We start from the raw sequence: 18,105 nt of genomic DNA, 5'->3' as shown, positions 1-18,105 counted from the left end.
GGCTAGTTCAGCGATTCAAAATAAACCTGCCGGTGCTCCTGCAGTTGCTTGATAGGCATATCATAAACAACAGAATTCCGGTTATTTTTGCGCTGCACAAAGTGCACCCGGGCGATATAGGGCTCCACGATGGCCACTTCCTCTGCTTTGGCCGGCGAGACGACGATCAGCTGAAGATGCAGCTGCTTGCATAGCTCCATTAAGAATCGGGCTTTTTCATCGTCCTGCTTGCTGAAGGCCTCATCCACACAGATAAAGCGGAAGGAGTTTGGGTTCAGGCCATCGCTGTGAATCCCGAATTGATAGGCGATGGCAGAGCTCAGAATGGTATAGGTGAGCTGAGAGCCTTCCCCTCCCGAAAGTTTGGCCGTGCCCGTGTAGCTGCGGAAGGGCACCGTGGGATTTTCGCGGTAGTACTCCACGGCTTTAAACTTAAACCAGTTGCGCACATCCATCACCTCTTTTCTGATACTCTCGCTCGCTGTCAAATCATCCAGCAGGGATTTGATCTTGTTAAAGCTTTCTTCTAAGATGGTATCATCCTGCGTACGCTGGTATTCTGCCATGTTCGGCTGCCAAGTCTTTAAGCGCAGCTTGAAATCCCTGACATGCGGCGAGTAGTCTTCCTCAGCCTGTAATTTGATGAAGGTAGGGGGATTGTTTTTAAAGTTGATCTGGTGCAGGGAACCGTTCAGCACATCTATTTTCTCCTTGATTTCATCTTCCTGTTTGTAGAGCCAAACTTGAAGGTCACTCATCATGGTGATCATTTCCTCGTCTAGGTATTTCTTGAACTGCTGCTTGTACTTCACCAGTTCCTGTGATTCGATACGCGTTAGCAGGGCAATGTAGTCCTCTATAAACTCCACGCTTTCCGATAACCGGTGCGTGTCCACATGCCAATCAGGAAACATTGTTGCGATGGCCGTATCCGGTGTTTTAAACTTTCGCATCAGCCCTTCTGCTGCACTTTCCTCTTTGCGGATGGCGTTTTTCAAGTTATCCAACTGCTTTTGTATCGTCCCCCTTACTTCATATTGAAGAGATGCCAGGGTAGCCAGGTCAACTATTGTATCTTTTACAAAAGCCTGCTCGAAGCGGGACAGGTTCTCCGCATTGGCCGTACCAGGATAATGAGAAATGGTGTTTTCGGCCTCGTGCAGCTTCCGCTGCTTCTCCTCCAGGTCCAAGGATAGGGTGTGAAGCCTGTTATTTAAAACTTTCAAGTGTTGTTTTACCGCCTGCAGCTGACCAAGCACGACCTGCTGCTGTTCTTTCAGCGCCTTTACTTTGTCGTTCGCCTGCTTTAGTTCGGCGATGGATGCTGCATTGGCCTGTATTTTTTCAGCTATATCCCACCAGTTAATTTTTTCAAATGCTTGTATGTCAATGAGACGGTTCAGATCGGCCACATGGTTTGTCGCTTTCTGTTGCCGCTTTTCAAAATGAGTGATCTGCTGCTGTACTTCTGTGAGCTGCGTATGGAGCAATTCGGCCTGGCTTTGCAGGAGGGCAATCTTTTCCTTATTATCCCAGCCGAGCACATAATGCTCGCGGCTCAGCCTTTCTGGGCGATCATCTTTTTCATGGCGATTACCCTGTTTGATCAGGCCTGTTTTGGTCACTGCTTTCTCACAAAGGCTCCATTCCCTCATGTTCTCGGTGCAGATAAACCCAAAGTTGGTTTGGATTTCGTTTGTAAGCCAATCCCTATAGCTCCCTTCTTTAAACGCAAGTTTGTGGATGAGTTCTTTTTCCCCCGCTTGCTGAAAGAGGGGAGGGGCGGATTGTTTGCTATTTATTTTTTGGTAAGTGATGCGCCCTTGGAGGTTATGTTGCTGGACATAAGCATTTACCTGCTCGTAATAAGGCTCCGGTACGCCAATCTGTAAAGCGAAATCACGTAAAAGCCGCTCAATAGCGGGTTCCCAGGATTTTGCTTCTTCCTTTACTTTGATAAGTTCCCCGAAAAAAGGCATTTCATGCACTGTCAGCTCAAGCTGTTGGAGAAGTTCATTCCGGATTGCCGCCGTGCGTCCTGTGATGTTGTTTTTCTGTGATCGCAGCTGCTCTAGCTCATCGGTAACACCCTTGAATTGCAACTGGAGGCTATTGCTACGCGTTTGGGCTTCAAATTCCTGGTGTTTGCAGTGTTGAAGGAATTCGTTGAGCTTCTCCCTTTTCTCCACCGCTTCCTGACGCTGGTCCTCAAACAGTGCCACCGTGTCCGGGTTTTGCTGTAAGTCGAGCGCTTCCGCTAAGGCGTTATAGCGCTGCAGTTCGTGCTCGCGGTTTCTCTTTTCTGCTGTGAGGTTTCTGTTTTGGTTTTCCAGATCGGCGATTCGTTTTCCCACTTCATCGTTGCGGATTTGGATATCCAGCTCCCTTTCTATATTGGATAGTGCTGCCTCGGCCTCTTCTTGCTGCTGGATGGCAGCCTCCGTGACAGCACGTTCCTGCTGCTTTTGCTTGATGAAATCCCCCACCAGTTGCTTTTGTTTCAGGGCAAACCAGAGGGGGAGCGCGGACTGATACGTTTCTTGCTGCAGTTGATCTGCCTTTAAGGAGGACAGTAACACATGCTTAGCACGAATAGGCGCCAATAGCTCGATTTGCCGGTGGGCCTTCACGATGGCCAGGTGCGCGTCGTTGAGCGTCTTAAAGTAGTCTTTGATTTTCTGGAATTCCCCCTCCGCATCCTTTTCCTCCAGCATCTGCATCCGCACAAATTCATCCAGGTTGCCGAGCACCTTGAGCCCTATGGTCTGACTGAAGAGCGTGTGGGCCTTTTCTGACAACATCCCAAATGTTTTGCGCATGAGACGCCCGTACTCTCCCGGGCTGTCTGTCAAATGAATATGCGCTTTGGCGCTCTGCTTGGCATAGGCCTGCTTCAGTCTCTTTTTCCACTCTCCATTGCTGTCCAGGCTAGAGAAGTCGTCCACGATGGAGAGGTCCTTATGTGCCAGGATAAAAGTTCTTTTGAGCTCACCACCGGCGAACCACCGCACCTGCGCGAGCGTGACAAAGCTGGCTTCATTTTGAAACACGGCCAAAAGCACGGACTGGGCCTGTTGTTTGTCGCTTCGCAGCCGTTTAATCTCCCTTGCTTTGGTTTCTGCATTCTCCGCTTCCCCGTACTCCCCCAGCACATAACTTTCTTCTGAGCGCTCTCCCTTCGCGCCAGCCGTCTGATTGTAGAAGCGCATTCGGCGTTCAGGGACCAAGAGCGTCAGCAAACCATCTACCAAGGTGGTTTTGCCAGAAGCGTTGGGACCAATCAGCAAGGAGCTCTCTCCGCCTGGCTCCAGGGTGTAGACTTCACGGTCAAAGGTTCCCCAATTCCAAATCTCATATCTATGAAGTCTGTAACCGGATTCGCTGGGCTTATTGCTAAAGAGACTGTACATCTTCCTCTAATTGTGTTTTAAAATGTGCCAATTCATCGTTGGTGATGCGGGCTTTTAGGATGCGCCGTACTTCGTAACGGTAGTCATCCTTGTCTAGGGACTCTTTGAAAACGAGCTTCAGAAAGCCCATTTTCTCACAGGCCTCTAGGTGGCTGTTCAGCTCTTTGATGAACTTGAGCTCGTTGGTTCTCTCCTGAAAGAACATGTCCATTCTGTCCCGAAACTGCTTGGGGGTGATGTACAGGCGCGCAGCATCCAAGTCGTCTAACTCAAACTCCTCGATCCACTCGCGCAGGAGGACGCAGACGAGGCTCAGCTCATAGCTCAGGGGCATGCGTCTGACCAAGCCAATGGTGCTGCCGTTATCATCCAGCTCCATTTGTTTTAAGTAACTGTAGCCATCGCGGGTATCGATGATGAGCTCTAGTGCGATTTGCTCGAAATATCGTGTGAGCTCTACTTGGTAGCGGATCAGGTCCTCCCACAGATCCGCTTGATCTTCGAATACGGGGCCTTGTAGCAGCTTGGCGGCTACTTTGGCGTAGGGCGCCACGGCGGGGTTGGTGTGTTGCATAGGTTAGGCGGTAAATAGGACTTGTGGCACTTCTAGGTACTTTCCTGCTAATGGGTCAAAAAGAATGATCTCCCGGGTGTGGTTATTGATGAAAAACTTTTCAGAGCTATTCACAAGTGTGAGATACGCTAGCAGCTCGGCAAGGCCTTTGGTGATACCGGCGTGCTCCACTACTTCTTTCAAGGATACCTGGGAGCGTTCTTGCAGCAGCTGGTATATATTACGCAGTAGTTTGGCTTTGTCGATCAGGTCTGCTTGGTAAAGCTTGGCAAAGTCCTCGATGTCCTCTAATTGGAGTGCTGCCTCTGTCGGCGAGGCAACGTGTGTGTTGGTGACAGGCTTGTCACTTAGCTTACGCTCCAGTGGAAGGTATACCTTCGGGTTTTCCGCTAAGGCGAGGTAGGTGTCTCGCTCTTGGGTGGAGGAAAGCCGTTGGAGGGCAAGCTGGCGAATGGCTGCCATCAGCTCACGGAATTTGCGCGTCTCCAACTGATTCTTGGCCATGATCTCACGCGACAGCTTATCAGCCAGCAGTTTGTTTTTATCCAGCACTTTGCGGGCAGCCGTGTGGAGGAAGGGTTTTAACTTTTTAAGAAACCTGGAAGAGATTTCGATCTCTCGTTCTTCCAGTATATGATAGACTTCCTTTGTCAGCTGTTGAAGTTCCTGCTGACTCTCCTCATCCAGCATAAAGTGCCAGAAGGCGTAGAAACTTTTCCCTTGGTCTGTGTTCTTTAAGGCATAGAGCGCATCAAAGGTATCCGCTAGCAGCTGGCCCTTGCTCAAGCCATGTTGCTGCTGTTTCTCGTATATTTTTTGCGTGATTTCCTTGAAGTTATCCTCCACTTCTTTGAAATCACCCATCAAGTCATTGGCAAGACGATTGACCTCCTCGAACCGGGACTTGATTTGATAGTCCTCATAGGTGCTGACATAGCCATCTACCTTGATTTTTCTGATCTCTTCCTCAATGGCCAGTTTCTTTTTCTCCAGTTCGGCAAGGCGCTTTTCCTGATCGGGGTTCGCATGCTCGACTAGATCGCGTAGCTTATGGAAGATGTCCTTGAACTTGGACTCGGTACCGACGAATTCCTTTTCCTTGAGAAGCTCCAATACCTGAAAAACCTTCTCTGTATGCTTTGTCAAGAGCACATAGGGCTCTTTGGTGGACTCATCGACCACGTTGCGGAGGTAATGGGCATCAATCCATCGGTCGAGGTACAGTTTGGCCCGATCTGCATAATCCGAAAAGAAGCGTTCAGGATGTGTTTCCTCGTCCTCTTCGCTGTAATTGTGCTCTTCTAGATAATCCCCAAGCTGTTGCAGCAAATGCTGATAAGGAACCGTGACCTCCTGCGTTTGCTTGAAGGCTTTAAACAGGAAAGCGACAATCAAGGGAAGTTGCCTGGCCCTGAGCAGCTTTAAGCTGACAGAGGTATCCGTCAGCGATTTTGATTTAAGTAATGTTTCCATTTAAGTGATGGAGTTGGGCGTTGATCTTCTGGGCACCTGATGCAACTGAGTCATAGTAACGGCTACAAAATTCTATTCCTCATAGAGTGAGCAGCCCCGAGAACTCAATCTATAATTGCAATCTCCTAGCGCTTATGAAATAGCGTTAGGAAATATGTAGTGAATGACTAAAGTATATCCTGTTTTAACAAATATATAAGAATATATATAATTTTGAGTTTAAAATGCCGGTTTATGTAATGCGCTGGGGAGAAAAGAGCTATACCATATGAAGTTCTGTGTTCGATAGTCAAGCTCAGAATTCTTGGCGAAACCGCTACACTTAAGCAGGGACAGTACTTGCATGATGGGCTACTATCTCCGATTCACATGCTTTTAGATACGCTTTAATCTCATCCCATAAGGCCTCTACGTAGTTTTGTCTAAAATCCGGCTGGATCAGACGCAGCGTTGTTTCATTCCGGAACAGGGTAAAGTTAATCGGGTTGGAAAAATATTTTTTACCAATCCACCTTTGTTCCTGCTTATCATTCAAGTGCCTGATGCTGTGAGCAAGAGGCAAATACGTAGGAGTGCAGCTGATTTCCCTGTTCCCCTTTTTATCTAAGGCGGTGATGCCGTAGTACAGGTCGTTTTTCCCTCGCTGGATGTATAGACAAATCTTGTCAGGACCAGAAGTTGCCAGCTGGAGCATGATGCCATAGGAAGCGCTGCCTTTCTTTTTCCCTGTGACTTGTTTTCGCACGAGTTCATGGTTTACCTCTCTTGCAGGAAGAATAGGGTAGCGCTTTTCCTCTTTGATCAGCGCTTTCAACTCCTTCCAAAAGTTCCATTCTGACTTCTTCCCATGCCTCTACTATCTTGGCTGCCTTTAAAATGTTATCGTCTGTTCTTAGGAGCTCTATGACCTCCGCTCTTTCGCTATCACGCATCGTGTTGCCGGTTAATTGTCTGATGATATCTTCGTATTGTTGTAGGGTTTGGTGGAGGATAGGCAGTTCCGTTGTTTGCCGCTGGCATGCCTCCAGCCATTGTAGGGTATTACTTTTATAGGAGATAAGCTGGATTGAGTCCTTATCTAAATTCCCTCTGTTGTAGGTTGTGGAGCCACGGCCGCTTAAGGTTAAATAGATGACTTTTATGTCCTCATCCCTATAACCTTCCTCCCGCATGACCTCATAATAAGTTTGAAGCTGGTGCTTCCGATCGGAGGCCCAGATCTTATTTTCTATGATGAGGGCTTTGTTGTCCAGCCGGATGAGAATGTCTATATTTTTGTGCTCCTTATGGACTTAAGCTTTTGTATAACTTGAGTGGGGAAATTCTAACTCGTTGAGAAATAGGTTCAAGAATAACGTGCCCTGCCCATGCGATCCCTTCGGGTTCAATAGTTCAGCGATGAACCTAGAGTGCACACGTACTTCATCTGAGTGGCTTCTCAGGACGGAGAAAATATTAAAGCCTTCCTGCTTCTCTAGTTTTTGGTACTTATGGTGAATGGCACCGACATTATCTAATAAATTTTGCATAGACTAGTTCAATAGGCAGATCATGGGTGAGCAATGTGTAAAGTGGCATGCAAGCTGCTTTGTTCGTTTCATGCTTTTATGAAGGTAGCGTAGGATGCGTAGGGAGGTTTGCTGCCGGTTCCATTTCTGCCTTTAGTTGCTTTATCCCTTCTGCCCAGGCAGCTAGATAAACTTCGACCTGCTCCACAAATTCCTGCACGATTTCATCCATTCGGGTGGCAAGGTCATAGTTCAGGCTAGGAGAGTAGAAGCTGTTTCCTTTATCCAAGGCAATATACTCTTTGAGCGCTAGCCAATATTCCGAGTAGGTCAAACCGGGAATGCTAGCTGAGAGTTTGCTCATAACTTTGCTCGCTGCGAGCTTTTCGCCATACAGGAATGTATTTCTCTGACCCTCTTCTGTTATTTTAATTCCGAAGAGGCCGAACGACAACGCCTTCTTGTTGTGTTCTATGTTGAAATATAGTTGATGCACTTGGTCTATATCCAGGACATAGTCAGGATCAGTAAAGATGAAACCACTGCAGCCTGTCTTAACCACTTCACTGGCAGGAATTAGATTGACAATGCCTTTGACAGTCTGTGTTTGATACTGTCTTTTCTGCAGTTCTTTAGCGACAGCGACAAAGAATAGGCTTCTGTAGTGCTCCGTAATGGGGCTCTCTGCCGCTTTGATCTCTTCCCAGTATTTTAGGAAGAGCAGATTTTCTTCTTTTAGTAAAAAGTCTTTGATATCCATGAGAGTGGTATGATGTGGAAGATGGAGGATGTTGTGTTTTAATAGATTTTGATAGTAGTGGATCCCGGCGTATACCAAGGGGTATTTCCACGTTTCTTTGATACATGTCTCCAGCCAGGTGACAATGTGTTCTCGGTATGACAGCTTGTAGTAAGGCTCATCGCCGGCTTGAAGGGAGCCTACACCTTCTAGGGTGAGGTAAAGCACCAAGTATCTTTTCCCCTGTGTTTTACAATACTGGCTGTACCTTTTGATCTGATCAGCCTGTTCTCCTGCTTTGATTTTATTTTCAATGGCAATGTTGAGGGTTGCCGATTCTAGGTAAATATCGATGAACCCGTAGATGTCACCCTGAGTGGATCTGCCGATATACTTTTCCTTATTGACTTGAAAGCTTCCTACCTCCAGCACCACATCAGCGAGCTGTTCTTCAATGCCTGGTATAATTTTGAGCGTTGCCAGAAACAGTTCTAAGAACAGGCTGCCGCAGTGGTGTAATTCCTGCGGATCCAGTAAGTAAGCGATAAAGTTTGAGTGAAGCTCCTCGAGGTGATGTGCCGTCAGGCAGCTAAGGATATTAAAGCGTTCCTTAGAAAATTGGGCGAGTGTGTTTTCCTTGATGCTGCTCTCATGGGTAAGGAGACTAAGCGTTTTGAGAATCTTATGAAGCACTACACGCTCTTTTGCTTTCTCGCCTTCTACTTGTCTCAGAGAATCCATGAAGTTTAGCCAAAAATTTTCTCGAGAAGGAGCGGCAATTTCAACCTGTGTCTCATCTCCAGGTGTTGCATGTCCCATGGGTGCTTGTTTTGGTGTTTTGTCTGGTTGTCTGTGGTTTCAATAAGGCTTTCTTTGCCCGTTATTGTTTGGCTACCTCCAAATGAAAAGAAAGCGCCCCGGTAATCGCTTCAGGCAAGGGAATACTATCGGCAAGTTCCTCGGCAGTCCGAGCGTTAATAGTAAGCTTTTCTCCCATCACGACCTTAAACCATCTCTCCCGGTCTTTCACCACCCGAAACATTTTTTCATCCTGTGTTTCAGCAATGTAGGGCAGGTACACATGGATGGATTTGCCTGTTTGTTCAACTTTTGCTCCAATACGGTCTACCCGCCCTGTTCTTTGCTCCAAGGTGCTGGGGTTCCAACAGAGGTCATGGTGAATGATGTATCGGCAGTTCAGGTGCAGGTCTACACCTTCGGCCATGACACTGGAAGCGATCAGAATGTCGGGATAAAACGGGGTGTTGAAGGTGAGCATTAGCTTCCGGCGCGTCTCCTGCTTTGTCGCACCATATACCAAGCGCACATTGGGCAGCACCACTTCTTTGTCTGTCTCATCGACTTCATCTACCTCATAGTGCTCGGCTATCTCGCGGCTGAGGATTCCCCCGGACTGTATGCTATTCAAGGTGTCAATGTATTCCTTCCTTTCTTCAGGCCCTCTATCCTCGAGAAATTTAAAAAACTGCTGTAGCATCTGGCGTAGGCTTAGCCCACTATCATCTTTGTTGGAGAAGGCGAGGCGTATTGCCTCGTCATCTCGCACGGTGTGATTCAAGGGATAGAAGCGGACAAGGAAAGACGGTGTTCTTAAGTACCTTCTAACCAGCTCCTGTAGTGGGGCAATGTACTCCTGGAGGCTAGGAAAAGGTAAAAGGAGTGCATCGATCTCTTCTGCTATGGTTTTCCGCAGCAGACTATCCTCTCGAAAGAACCTCTTGCCAATTATATCCAATTGGTCCCACACCTCCTCCGCGTCACATGTTAACTTTTCTGCTGCATGGTCCCTGATGCGTTTGCGCATTTCTTTGGAGACATGTGATCGTAAGGCCTTGGCAGTGGCGATATAGTGGCAAAAGATCAGTACTTTTTCGCCTTTTTCCCAAAGGTCCAGCGCCTTGGTGACCGTGGCCTTCATTTTCGGATGAGCGCTTCCCTCTTGTTGTTTGGTATAACCGATCGCGTTGTTGATTTGGCTTAGGTACCAGTGGTCCTTATCACTCATGGCCATTGTGCTGCCACCCTCTTCAGCATCAGCGTCCAGTACGCTTTTCAAATCCTTTTTACGGGTGTCCCGAAATGCTTCAAAGCTGGAGGAGAGGCCTTCTGCAAAGACAGGCCTTTGCTCAGGGGTACAGGCGGTGTAGCGGGCTGCCAGCAGGAAAGGGAGAAGGGCATCCGGTGTTAATTCCAAACCGCCTACGTGCTGCGAAAGGGGCATGTTTGTGGAGATAGCCTTGCCCGACACCTCCAGTCTTCTGTCCACGGTCGCATCCGCTGTATGGATTTTGCGTGACCTAATATGCCGGATCACATAGCCCCGCAGGAGCTCTTCTGCCTTGTCTTTTTTAGCTTTAGCACGGTTATAAAGCGAGAGCAGCTCATGGGTAGAGTCGGTTTTATCCTCAGCCTCACAAACCGCTGCCCACCACCTGTCTGGACAGGTATACCGCTGACCTTGAAGCTCCATATCAGAAAGCCTGAGCTTCCGCCAATGCCGCTCCAGCTGAAGAACGGCGTACTGGTTTTCATCCAGTCTACGACGAAGTGCTTCAATTTGCGTTTCATAGCGCTCTTTCCCCCCTTCAGGGGCGTCTGCAGTGTCCCAGGCTATCCCTTGAAACCTATCTAGTACATTACACAGCTCATAATGACCCAGCTGGAAGGGGGTTGCGGTCAGGAATAGCATACGCTCAAAGGTACCTGCCAGGGCGCCATCTGCACTGTAGTAGGATGCATCTTTGGCGGAATCACTGCTTTGGAATAAGGAGGCGAGCTGCGTTCTGCCGTTCTTGAGGTGATGCGCCTCATCCAGAATTAACAGGGGTAGGCGCTCATCCAGTTCAGAGAGGCACTTTTTCCAGACCTTTGCCATTTCAGCATTGAGCACCTGCCGTGCTTGGTATACCCGTTCCTCCAGTGTAGCGGAAGCCCTTCGGGGGGTGAACTCATCTAATGCATGAAACAAGTTTTGCAAGCTGGTGCGGCTAAATTCTTTCAGGACATTCGTGACCGCTTTTGGAACGGGGTCATCCGCTAAGTAGATTCCCTTTTTCTCTAGAAGACTGCGCCAGTGCTTTGTTTTGTTACTGAGAAGGATGGCGAAGAAATCTGGGCATTGTCTCTCAAAGTGCTTCCTGGAATTAAGTATTTGCCCCAGGTGTTTTGCCAGCCCCTTCTTAAGCTCCTCCGTGTGATGCTTGCCAAAGAGAGCATGCTTCACAAAAGTCACCTTGATAAAGACATCCTGCAAGCCAAGGTGCATGGCTCCCTGGTTGAGGAAAATGATTTGCTTCCGGCTATCTTCCGGATCATCTAGTAGCTTGAGGAAGGCAGCGGCATCCCTTGCCTTGGCACTCCTAAGGGGAAATTCGCCCCTGCCACGCCAGCAACTATGGGCAAACACGTTAAAGTCCCTTTCCCATTTATCCAGCAATTTAGAAGGGACCATAATAACGACAGGCCGCTTTTGCTTGTCGGCAAGCGCCACGGTGACGGCCACAGCCAGGGAGACAAAGGTTTTCCCCATGCCGACTTCATCAGCTAAGATAAGGCCGGGCTGGTGAGCGAGCCTCTCCAAAATAACCTGTGCGGTTTGTTCCTGCCTCCGTGCGTCCATTTCCTGTATCTTGTTTTCAACATACAAGTTGATTTGGGAAGATAGGGGATAAGGGGTAATCATACTTCCTCCTTTGCTTTTTGAAATGCTACTTGGGTATAGGCGGCTATGTCTGGGGAGATTTTACCTGTTGGCAACATCCCTTCTAGAACACAAACCATCGCTTTTAGCTTATCTTTTATCAACTCAGGAGGCAGGGTGCGCTCATGTCTGATGGGCTCAATACTGGAGAGCTCTAAGGCCAGCTCAGCCAGGATAAAGGCTTTTTCGTCCTCTGTCTTGCCTTCCCTGCAGATGGCTTCTGCAAGGGCCTGCACACCCACCGGCCCCTGCAGGCGCCAATGAAGTGATTCCTTGGTATAAATAGGCTTTCTTAGCCTTTCCTGTAGGGCAGTCATGCCAGCAGATACTCTCCTGGTTCGCTGCAAAAGAAAAGCGGAAGTATCTACCTGCTTGTGCGGGTCGAGCAAGATCATATCTTGAGAGGCTTGTCCACCTTCTTCCCTTTTTGATCTGAGAGAGCCCTTCAAGACTTGGTGCAGCGGTCGTGCAGCGCCTAGGACTAAGATGAGCATATCCAATGAAAGGTCCCGCAGCTCTTCGGGAGGGGGAAGCATCGCATAATCCTCTATGTTGATAGGCCACCAGGCTCTTTTTCCTGCGCCAGTCCAGTTAACAAACAAATGAGAGGGGGTAAAACTGCCTTTCCACGCTAGGGTTACCTGATGTAACTGTCCTGCCGCACGCCAGTCTGGCTCGGAGTATATAAGGTTCTCCAGTTGATCAAACAGTTGGAAGTTAGCCGGTGGGAGGGAGTTGGTAAAAGTGAGCGACAGCTGCGCTTCACCTGCTGCGCTCTGTTCCAAAGTCGCGGCACCAAAAAAGGCATCCAGGGGTGTTTCCTCAGACACTTCAACTTCCTCTTCACTGGGAAGAGGAGCCCAAATCATCTGCTTTTTAATCTTTACTTCTTCGGGCCATACGTGGGATAATTGCTTATACAGCTTTGGCTCTTTGTTCTTATTAACTACAAAGACAAGGTTCGCCTCGCGCTGCGTGCTGTTGCCGAGTCCAAGTCCTCCCGAGGTAAAGTTGCTAGATCCAATCACCGTGAGGGCCCAATCATCGTTTTCCAGCCAGATGCTCTTCATGTGCAAAGGGCGGTATACGCCATCTGTCCCTTCTTTGGTGTGCTCTGTTACCTTGTAGAAATTGACTGTAGCCCCATTTCGGTACAAGGGAGCATTCTTTTTCAAGCTCTCTGGGGCATGAACCACCACTTCATTCTGAGAGTCACTTTCTTTGCCTGTCAGCGTATAGTTCACTGTGGCGTCTCCACGGGTCGCCAAGAGGTTCCAAAGCTGGGAAGCGGGGAGGTTCTTACTCTCCGGACTGTCGAAAAAAGGGCTGACCACAAACGCCTCCCGGGCAGGGCTACCAGTATGCCTATTCCATATCTCTTTAAGCCTGAAGAGGAGGTTTCTTTTCTCTGGTGTGCCTGGGGCTAGGAGCAGCGGGTAGATAGCAACTCGCTCCTTGGCGCTGTTAACTGGCTGCGCACTTTTGTGCCAGCTATTTGTCGTTTTCGTCGTCCATTGAAGAAGCGACAATACCCGCTCCGCCGCAGCGGGGGCCATCTGTGTCTGCTCCTGCATAAGGTCTGTTAAGAAAGCAAGCACTTCTGTGAGCACTTCGCTTGGGCCTGAGGCAGACAGGCTATAATCCAGCGCTGCGAATGCCTCTTGGTTGAACCTGTAACCCTGCTCTGTCATGTTAGCCGAAGCAACCAGCAGGCGAACATGGTTTTCCCAACAAATCAGGCTGATTTTCGCATGCATGATCCCGCTGCTGCGCAAGGGCACAAGGTCCCATCGTGGGCTGTGCGCTCCCTGACACTGGCGGTAGTCTGCCAGTACGGCAGCACATTGCACACCAGCCATCTTTTCTTCTCGCTCAATGAGATACAGACTAGGCTCGGCGTCCAGGTCTGACTCCATCCTTAGGAAGCGTGCCAGGCACTCCTCTTCAAAGAAAGGCGTGCTCAGGGTGAAGGTTGTCGTGATGCAACCGATTGGGATGCCTGCACCGGGTGGGGGCGTCCAACAATCGAGCAGCTTAGGCAACTGGGCTTGGGACATGATCTAAGTCTTTTAAAAAGGAAAGAAGCGAGAATGAGCGGTAGGCATTCACGTATGCGCCGGAGAAGGAGGGGGGATCCTTTCGGGTATAGGCTGGCCTAACGGAGTAGTATCCTTTGGACCAATCTTCGATCCAGGGCCTTTTCCCGAAGGGTGGCTTTGCTTTCTGAATCACTTGGTGGTGCGCTATCAGCTTTTCGATAAGTTCTTCCCCCGATAAGGGATGGCTGAAGAAGGCAAATTGGTTCTCAAAGGCAAGGTGAAGCTTGACTGCGGCTAGTTTTTTAGTGGCGTTTACCCAAGCAGTGTGCAGGAGGGCCACCGCATCCTGGACAGCCCTGCAGGAGGTCATCTCGGTTACAGCCAGCTTCGTTTTTGTTTGGGAAAGCAGGTAAAGTACCTCCTCCCACACATTTTGGAGCAGCCTGGCAAAATGCTCATAAGCTAAAATAGCCTCCAAGTGCCCGGCTAAGGGTGTGGAAGCATAGGCCAGCAGGTGCTCGTGGAAATAGCGTTCACTGCGATGCATAGCCAGGATGGCGGCACCATCCCCGGCCATGAACTGCAGTATTTCAGAGCGGTAGCCTTTTTCATCTTGACTCAGAATTCCATACACGAACGTTGCCTCCTCTCTTCCAATTGTATTGGGGTGCAGGCATTCTGCAAGCTCCCTTAACCCTTCCCACCCCCAATTTTCAGAGGTGCCCGATTGCAGGCAGCGCCTGATGGATGTGGTATATTTTGTTCTGAACGCTGCTCCAGGCCCGCTGCTGCTGCTTAAAAAGCCCTGTAGGTTTTGTTCTTTTTCCCATACCTGTACCAGCTTGTGACCGCATTCCCCTAACTGGTGCCTGCCTAGTAGCTGGATTTCTGTGGCCAGGGTGCGGTAGACCCCGTGGAACCCGAAAGTGCCAGGGTTCTTGAGATAGGAAGTGGCAGACAGGGGCTGCTTTAGTTCCAAAGCCCTTCTAGCTTTCAAACTTCCTGGTAAGCCTACTACTTCGGCGCCTCCCTTGTTGAGCTTAGTGAGCGCCTGCACAAGGAGCCATTCATATACCATCCAGGGAGGGGACTGCCCATCTGCAGCTACTTGCTGTTCATCAAATTCCTGACAGAGCACATGTCCCACGGCCATGGCAGTGAGGAACCGTGGATGACTCATGCGCTCCCGAAGACCAGGCACCAAGGTGGTGGCTAATCTCTCGGAGATAAGATAAAGTCCTAAAGGGTCGATGGATCCTTCACTTGTTGCTACGGGATCATAACCTGACAGCTGAGGCAGAAAACTTAACGTCATAGTGCAGCGTGGCATAGGGTGGCGATAGGGATAATCAAATTCCTAGCATGTATATGAAATTTTAGCAGGCTTGTCCTTTAAGCTGATACTCCAAGTATGGAGTTTATATGTCAAAAAAGACTCTATTATCGGTTCCAAGTAACGTAAAAAAACGGATTTATCAGAATATTTTAATATTTTGATGCTCTTCTGCAGTACGATTTCAAAGCCAGGTTCGGAGCTGTTGATTTGCAGCTCGCGTTTGGAGCGGATGCACTCTGCCAGCTTGGTGGTGTCTTTGTTGTGCTGCTTCTCCGTTTCGTCTTTAGGCTGCTTAAAGGTTTAGGGTTTGAGGAACTCGTACTTTCGTTCACCTTCGCAGTAGTAGTCCAGGTAGAGGCTGTTCTTGCCGCTGACCAGCTCTTTCTTTCTTAGCGTCACGCTCATTTGTCTTTGTTACAGGGTTTGATTTTTCTTTAAGACTTCCGTTGTCTGGAAACAAGTACGAAGAAACGGGTAACATACGGGTAACAGAAAAAACACAATTAAGGCAAAGAATAGAAAGTAAAAATTTTAAAAAGGACTTAAAACAAGAAAGGAAGGGGTTTCTGCCTACCTTTGGTTTCTCTTGTTTGCGGGTTATGTAGTCCGTATGGGAATCGAATTATCGATGCCTGTACAGGTGCCAATATAGCTACCTCTCAATAAGGTTCTTTATGGTTGATTTTCTGTATCTTAAGTCTTATTTTTGAGCTGAGAAATCCTGACGGTTGAGCGAGGGTGCAAAATCGGGTACCTAAGTCTGGCTGAAGGCTTAATATGCTGATTATAAACGGCTTACGGTGAGTGCAGAAATCCCTCACTCTCTGCTGCATAACCTGAAAGCCTGTAAACGAGTAGTTTACAGGCTCTTTTGTTTCGTTAGGTATTGCTAACGTTCATCAAATTTCACTCGGCATGACAGGCAGGCAAAAAGCTGTGTTTAATCCTGGGATTGATAGATGGGCCAGAGTTCCTTCCTCCTGAGTATCTGTAATTCTTAGAATTGGGTTCCTCTACTTTCTGTTGAAAAGAGGTATATTAGTATTGCACTATGAATTAATCTAGAAAAGAAGCAGCTGTGTAATTATATACCTAGTTGCCATCTATGACACTCCACACGTAGTGCAGCTAGTGTGAGTTGGTACTCCATAGAGCAGGTAGTTAGCGTTCATAAATAATTAATGAAGACATTTATAAAACTTGGTTCTATAAGAATAGTAGTTACTACAGGTTTATGTCTGTTTTCAGGAATATTGTCAGCTATACTATTTGACAGATTCAAAGACTGTCAGTTAGCCTTATTCACTTTGCCTGGTATTTTGTTTGGGTTGGCAATAGTTGTATCAAACTTTAAGGCGTGTGGGAATAAAATAAAACAAGCGCTAACAACAATTCTTCTCTGCACAATATGCTGGATGACACTGTTGCCATTGTCTTCATTATTAATCTTATTGCCATTTCATCCCTTAGTTGGATTATCAATAGTAGGCTTTATATCCGCAATTGTTGTTCTTTTGATTTTTAGCATCTTCTTGAAGTTTTCAAACTTATTGGAAACAGCAGGTATAGTTGGAGTTGCGGGCATAACTGCATTTGTCATATTTTACTTTATTACAGACAGAAAAGCTGGGGCAGCAGAAAATTTAGAATATCTGTTTGTACTATAGAAAACCTTAGTGGGCTTTGCAATAAGTCTAGGTACTAAAAGAACTACGTCTGCTAATCAAGCACAAGAGCAAAGCTTCGGCTGATGCCTCGCTCACCTCATGTACAAGACCATTCCCCTCAATCATGATGGTACTTCTCACCCCTTAAAATGGTAAAACCACGGTATAACTGCTCTACAAAAAACAAGCGAACCATCTGGTGCGAGAATGTCATTTTGGAAAGGGAGATCTTATCATTGGCCCGCTCATAGATAGCTGGAGGAAAGCCGTAGGCGCCCCCAATAATGAAGATCAGGTTAGTGGTAACGGAGTTTAGTTTCTTTTGCAGGAAGTGGGCATATTCTATGGAGGTAAAGGTTTTTCCTTTCTCGTCGAGGAGCACCACGTGGTCACCGTCCTGTATCTTTTGAAGCAGCAGTTTGCCTTCAGCCTCTTTCAGATTGTCGGCCGTAAATTTGCCGCCCTGCTTAATGTCCGGTATGATCGTAAACTCGAAGGGATGATAATGCTTCAGCCGCTTCATATACTTTTGTATACCTTCCTCCAGAAATACCTCATCTGTTTTGCCGATCGCAATGAGCTTGATTTTCATGTAGCGCTTTTCCTGCCAATTTCGGTCTAAATACACTGTTTTGCAAACTGGCGTGCGTTGGTTCAGGTATAGCAATGTTCTCAAATGAGTTTACTCTTGACCAAACATGTTCGCTAGCCTATGCGCATTCAAAGCTCAGACGCTCCATTTTACCCTAGGCAGTAGACAAGTGATTTCAAAAGGACGATGCTGATAAAAGCGTGAGCAATATAGTTTAGCCTGATTCTAAATTACTGAATAACAGTAGGTATACGTAACCTGCGACGGGTAAAGACAGGTAAATAAGGTATAGGAAATCGATGTAAGACTTATAATAATTCTGATATGGAAGCAACATGCAATAACTGCAATCACTGGGAGCAGGACCAGAACAAGGTTCAACTTCAAAGCAATGAATTTGGTTTGTGTGACGAGTTAACCGGCCAGCATGCCCTGGAGCCAGCTTATGTACTTCCGCTGGTACATGAAGGTCCGGAAGACAAGAAGCCCAGAAGATTTGAGATGATCACTGGCGCTCAGTTTGGCTGCAATCACTTTAGTGAGCGCAAAGGGTGGGTATAAGCCCACCGGACAAGCCTAAAAAACAAATGCCCTGCAGGTGACTGCGGGGCAAATGCTTAATTTAAACACAAACAACCAACACTAATAATATCTATTCTGTATTAAACTATTTTCTATTCTATTTCTATTCTAATCTATTTACAAGGTATAGCCGCCTTGCCGGCCAGTGTTAGTAACGTAAGTAGGGCATGTTGTTCACGCCCGAGAGCGAGTCCAGTATACCTACAAAGTAATCGCCAATAAATAGACCCGTTCCTTTCTTTACAGCGTCCGAGCCTAAAGACGAATTAATCACTTCCCCGTCAATGGTCGAATAATCCTGCGACTCATCGACATGGGAGTTCTGTTTCACTGAATTTAAGTTGTTGAGGCAGCCATTGTTCTTCTTCGGCATACCTATTGAGCTTTCATAGATGTTCATGTGACTGGTGTGGTTTGGTTTTGTATGATACAATAATACAGCACAGCCAGCTCCTAACACAGGA

13 protein-coding genes and 1 pseudogene are annotated in these 18,105 nt (G+C 47.7%); 2 read left to right on the top strand and 12 right to left on the bottom strand.

Annotated elements, in window-relative coordinates; translation table 11 throughout:
- Positions 1-2: 2 nt before the first annotated feature.
- From K3G39_RS06825 to K3G39_RS06775, 10 genes and pseudogenes are all read right to left on the bottom strand, one after another.
- On the bottom strand, positions 3-3,410 hold the full coding sequence (locus tag K3G39_RS06825) for an ATP-binding protein (RefSeq protein WP_220625432.1): 3,408 nt from the start codon (positions 3,408-3,410) through the stop codon (positions 3-5).
- Positions 3,394-3,984, bottom strand: a complete 591-nt coding sequence (locus tag K3G39_RS06820; protein ID WP_220625431.1) for a DUF4194 domain-containing protein — start codon at positions 3,982-3,984, stop codon at positions 3,394-3,396. Before K3G39_RS06820 ends, K3G39_RS06825 begins: the two co-directional genes overlap by 17 nt.
- 3 nt (positions 3,985-3,987) lie before the next feature.
- Positions 3,988-5,457 carry a DUF3375 domain-containing protein gene (locus K3G39_RS06815; RefSeq protein WP_220625430.1) on the bottom strand — a complete coding sequence of 490 codons (1,470 nt, stop codon included), beginning with the start codon at positions 5,455-5,457 and terminating at the stop codon, positions 3,988-3,990.
- A 322-nt stretch (positions 5,458-5,779) separates the two neighbouring features.
- Positions 5,780-6,271: a hypothetical protein gene (locus K3G39_RS06810; RefSeq protein ID WP_220625429.1), complete on the bottom strand. Its 492-nt coding sequence runs from the start codon at positions 6,269-6,271 to the stop codon at positions 5,780-5,782.
- Positions 6,207-6,986 (bottom strand): annotated as a pseudogene (locus K3G39_RS06805) (PD-(D/E)XK nuclease family protein). Before K3G39_RS06805 ends, K3G39_RS06810 begins: the two are co-directional and overlap by 65 nt.
- Positions 6,987-7,062: 76 nt before the next feature.
- Complete coding sequence (locus tag K3G39_RS06795; protein WP_220625427.1) at positions 7,063-8,523, bottom strand: PD-(D/E)XK nuclease family protein; 1,461 nt, start codon at positions 8,521-8,523, stop codon at positions 7,063-7,065.
- Positions 8,524-8,584: 61 nt separating this feature from the next.
- Positions 8,585-11,371, bottom strand: a complete 2,787-nt coding sequence (locus K3G39_RS06790; RefSeq protein ID WP_220625426.1) for a helicase-related protein — start codon at positions 11,369-11,371, stop codon at positions 8,585-8,587.
- A gap of 32 nt (positions 11,372-11,403) precedes the next feature.
- Positions 11,404-13,482 carry a hypothetical protein gene (locus K3G39_RS06785; RefSeq protein ID WP_220625425.1) on the bottom strand — a complete coding sequence of 693 codons (2,079 nt, stop codon included), beginning with the start codon at positions 13,480-13,482 and terminating at the stop codon, positions 11,404-11,406.
- Positions 13,460-14,779: a hypothetical protein gene (locus K3G39_RS06780; protein ID WP_220625424.1), complete on the bottom strand. Its 1,320-nt coding sequence runs from the start codon at positions 14,777-14,779 to the stop codon at positions 13,460-13,462. Before K3G39_RS06780 ends, K3G39_RS06785 begins: the two co-directional genes overlap by 23 nt.
- Positions 14,780-15,100: 321 nt before the next feature.
- A complete protein-coding gene (locus K3G39_RS06775) occupies positions 15,101-15,205 on the bottom strand; it encodes a hypothetical protein (protein WP_220625423.1) in 105 nt (34 codons plus the stop codon).
- A 776-nt stretch (positions 15,206-15,981) separates the two neighbouring features.
- Here K3G39_RS06775 and K3G39_RS06770 point away from each other — a divergent pair.
- Positions 15,982-16,467 carry a hypothetical protein gene (locus K3G39_RS06770; RefSeq protein WP_220625422.1) on the top strand — a complete coding sequence of 162 codons (486 nt, stop codon included), beginning with the start codon at positions 15,982-15,984 and terminating at the stop codon, positions 16,465-16,467.
- Positions 16,468-16,585: 118 nt separating this feature from the next.
- Here the strand turns inward: K3G39_RS06770 and rlmH are convergent, their stop codons facing one another.
- A complete protein-coding gene (gene rlmH, locus K3G39_RS06765) occupies positions 16,586-17,059 on the bottom strand; it encodes a 23S rRNA (pseudouridine(1915)-N(3))-methyltransferase RlmH (RefSeq protein ID WP_220625421.1) in 474 nt (157 codons plus the stop codon).
- Between the two features lie 324 nt (positions 17,060-17,383).
- On the opposite strand from rlmH, the gene K3G39_RS06760 reads away from it, so the two are divergent.
- Entirely contained in the window at positions 17,384-17,620 is a 237-nt protein-coding gene (locus tag K3G39_RS06760; RefSeq protein WP_220625420.1) for a hypothetical protein, read from the top strand.
- Between the two features lie 169 nt (positions 17,621-17,789).
- Here K3G39_RS06760 and K3G39_RS06755 read toward each other — a convergent pair whose 3' ends face one another.
- A complete protein-coding gene (locus K3G39_RS06755; protein WP_220625419.1) occupies positions 17,790-18,041 on the bottom strand; it encodes a hypothetical protein in 252 nt (83 codons plus the stop codon).
- Positions 18,042-18,105 lie beyond the last annotated feature (64 nt).

The organism is Pontibacter sp. HSC-14F20 (assembly GCF_019599265.1).
In the GTDB taxonomy this organism is placed as follows: Bacteria; Bacteroidota; Bacteroidia; order Cytophagales; family Hymenobacteraceae; genus Pontibacter.
This window is presented reverse-complemented; position numbering and strand designations above follow the sequence as displayed.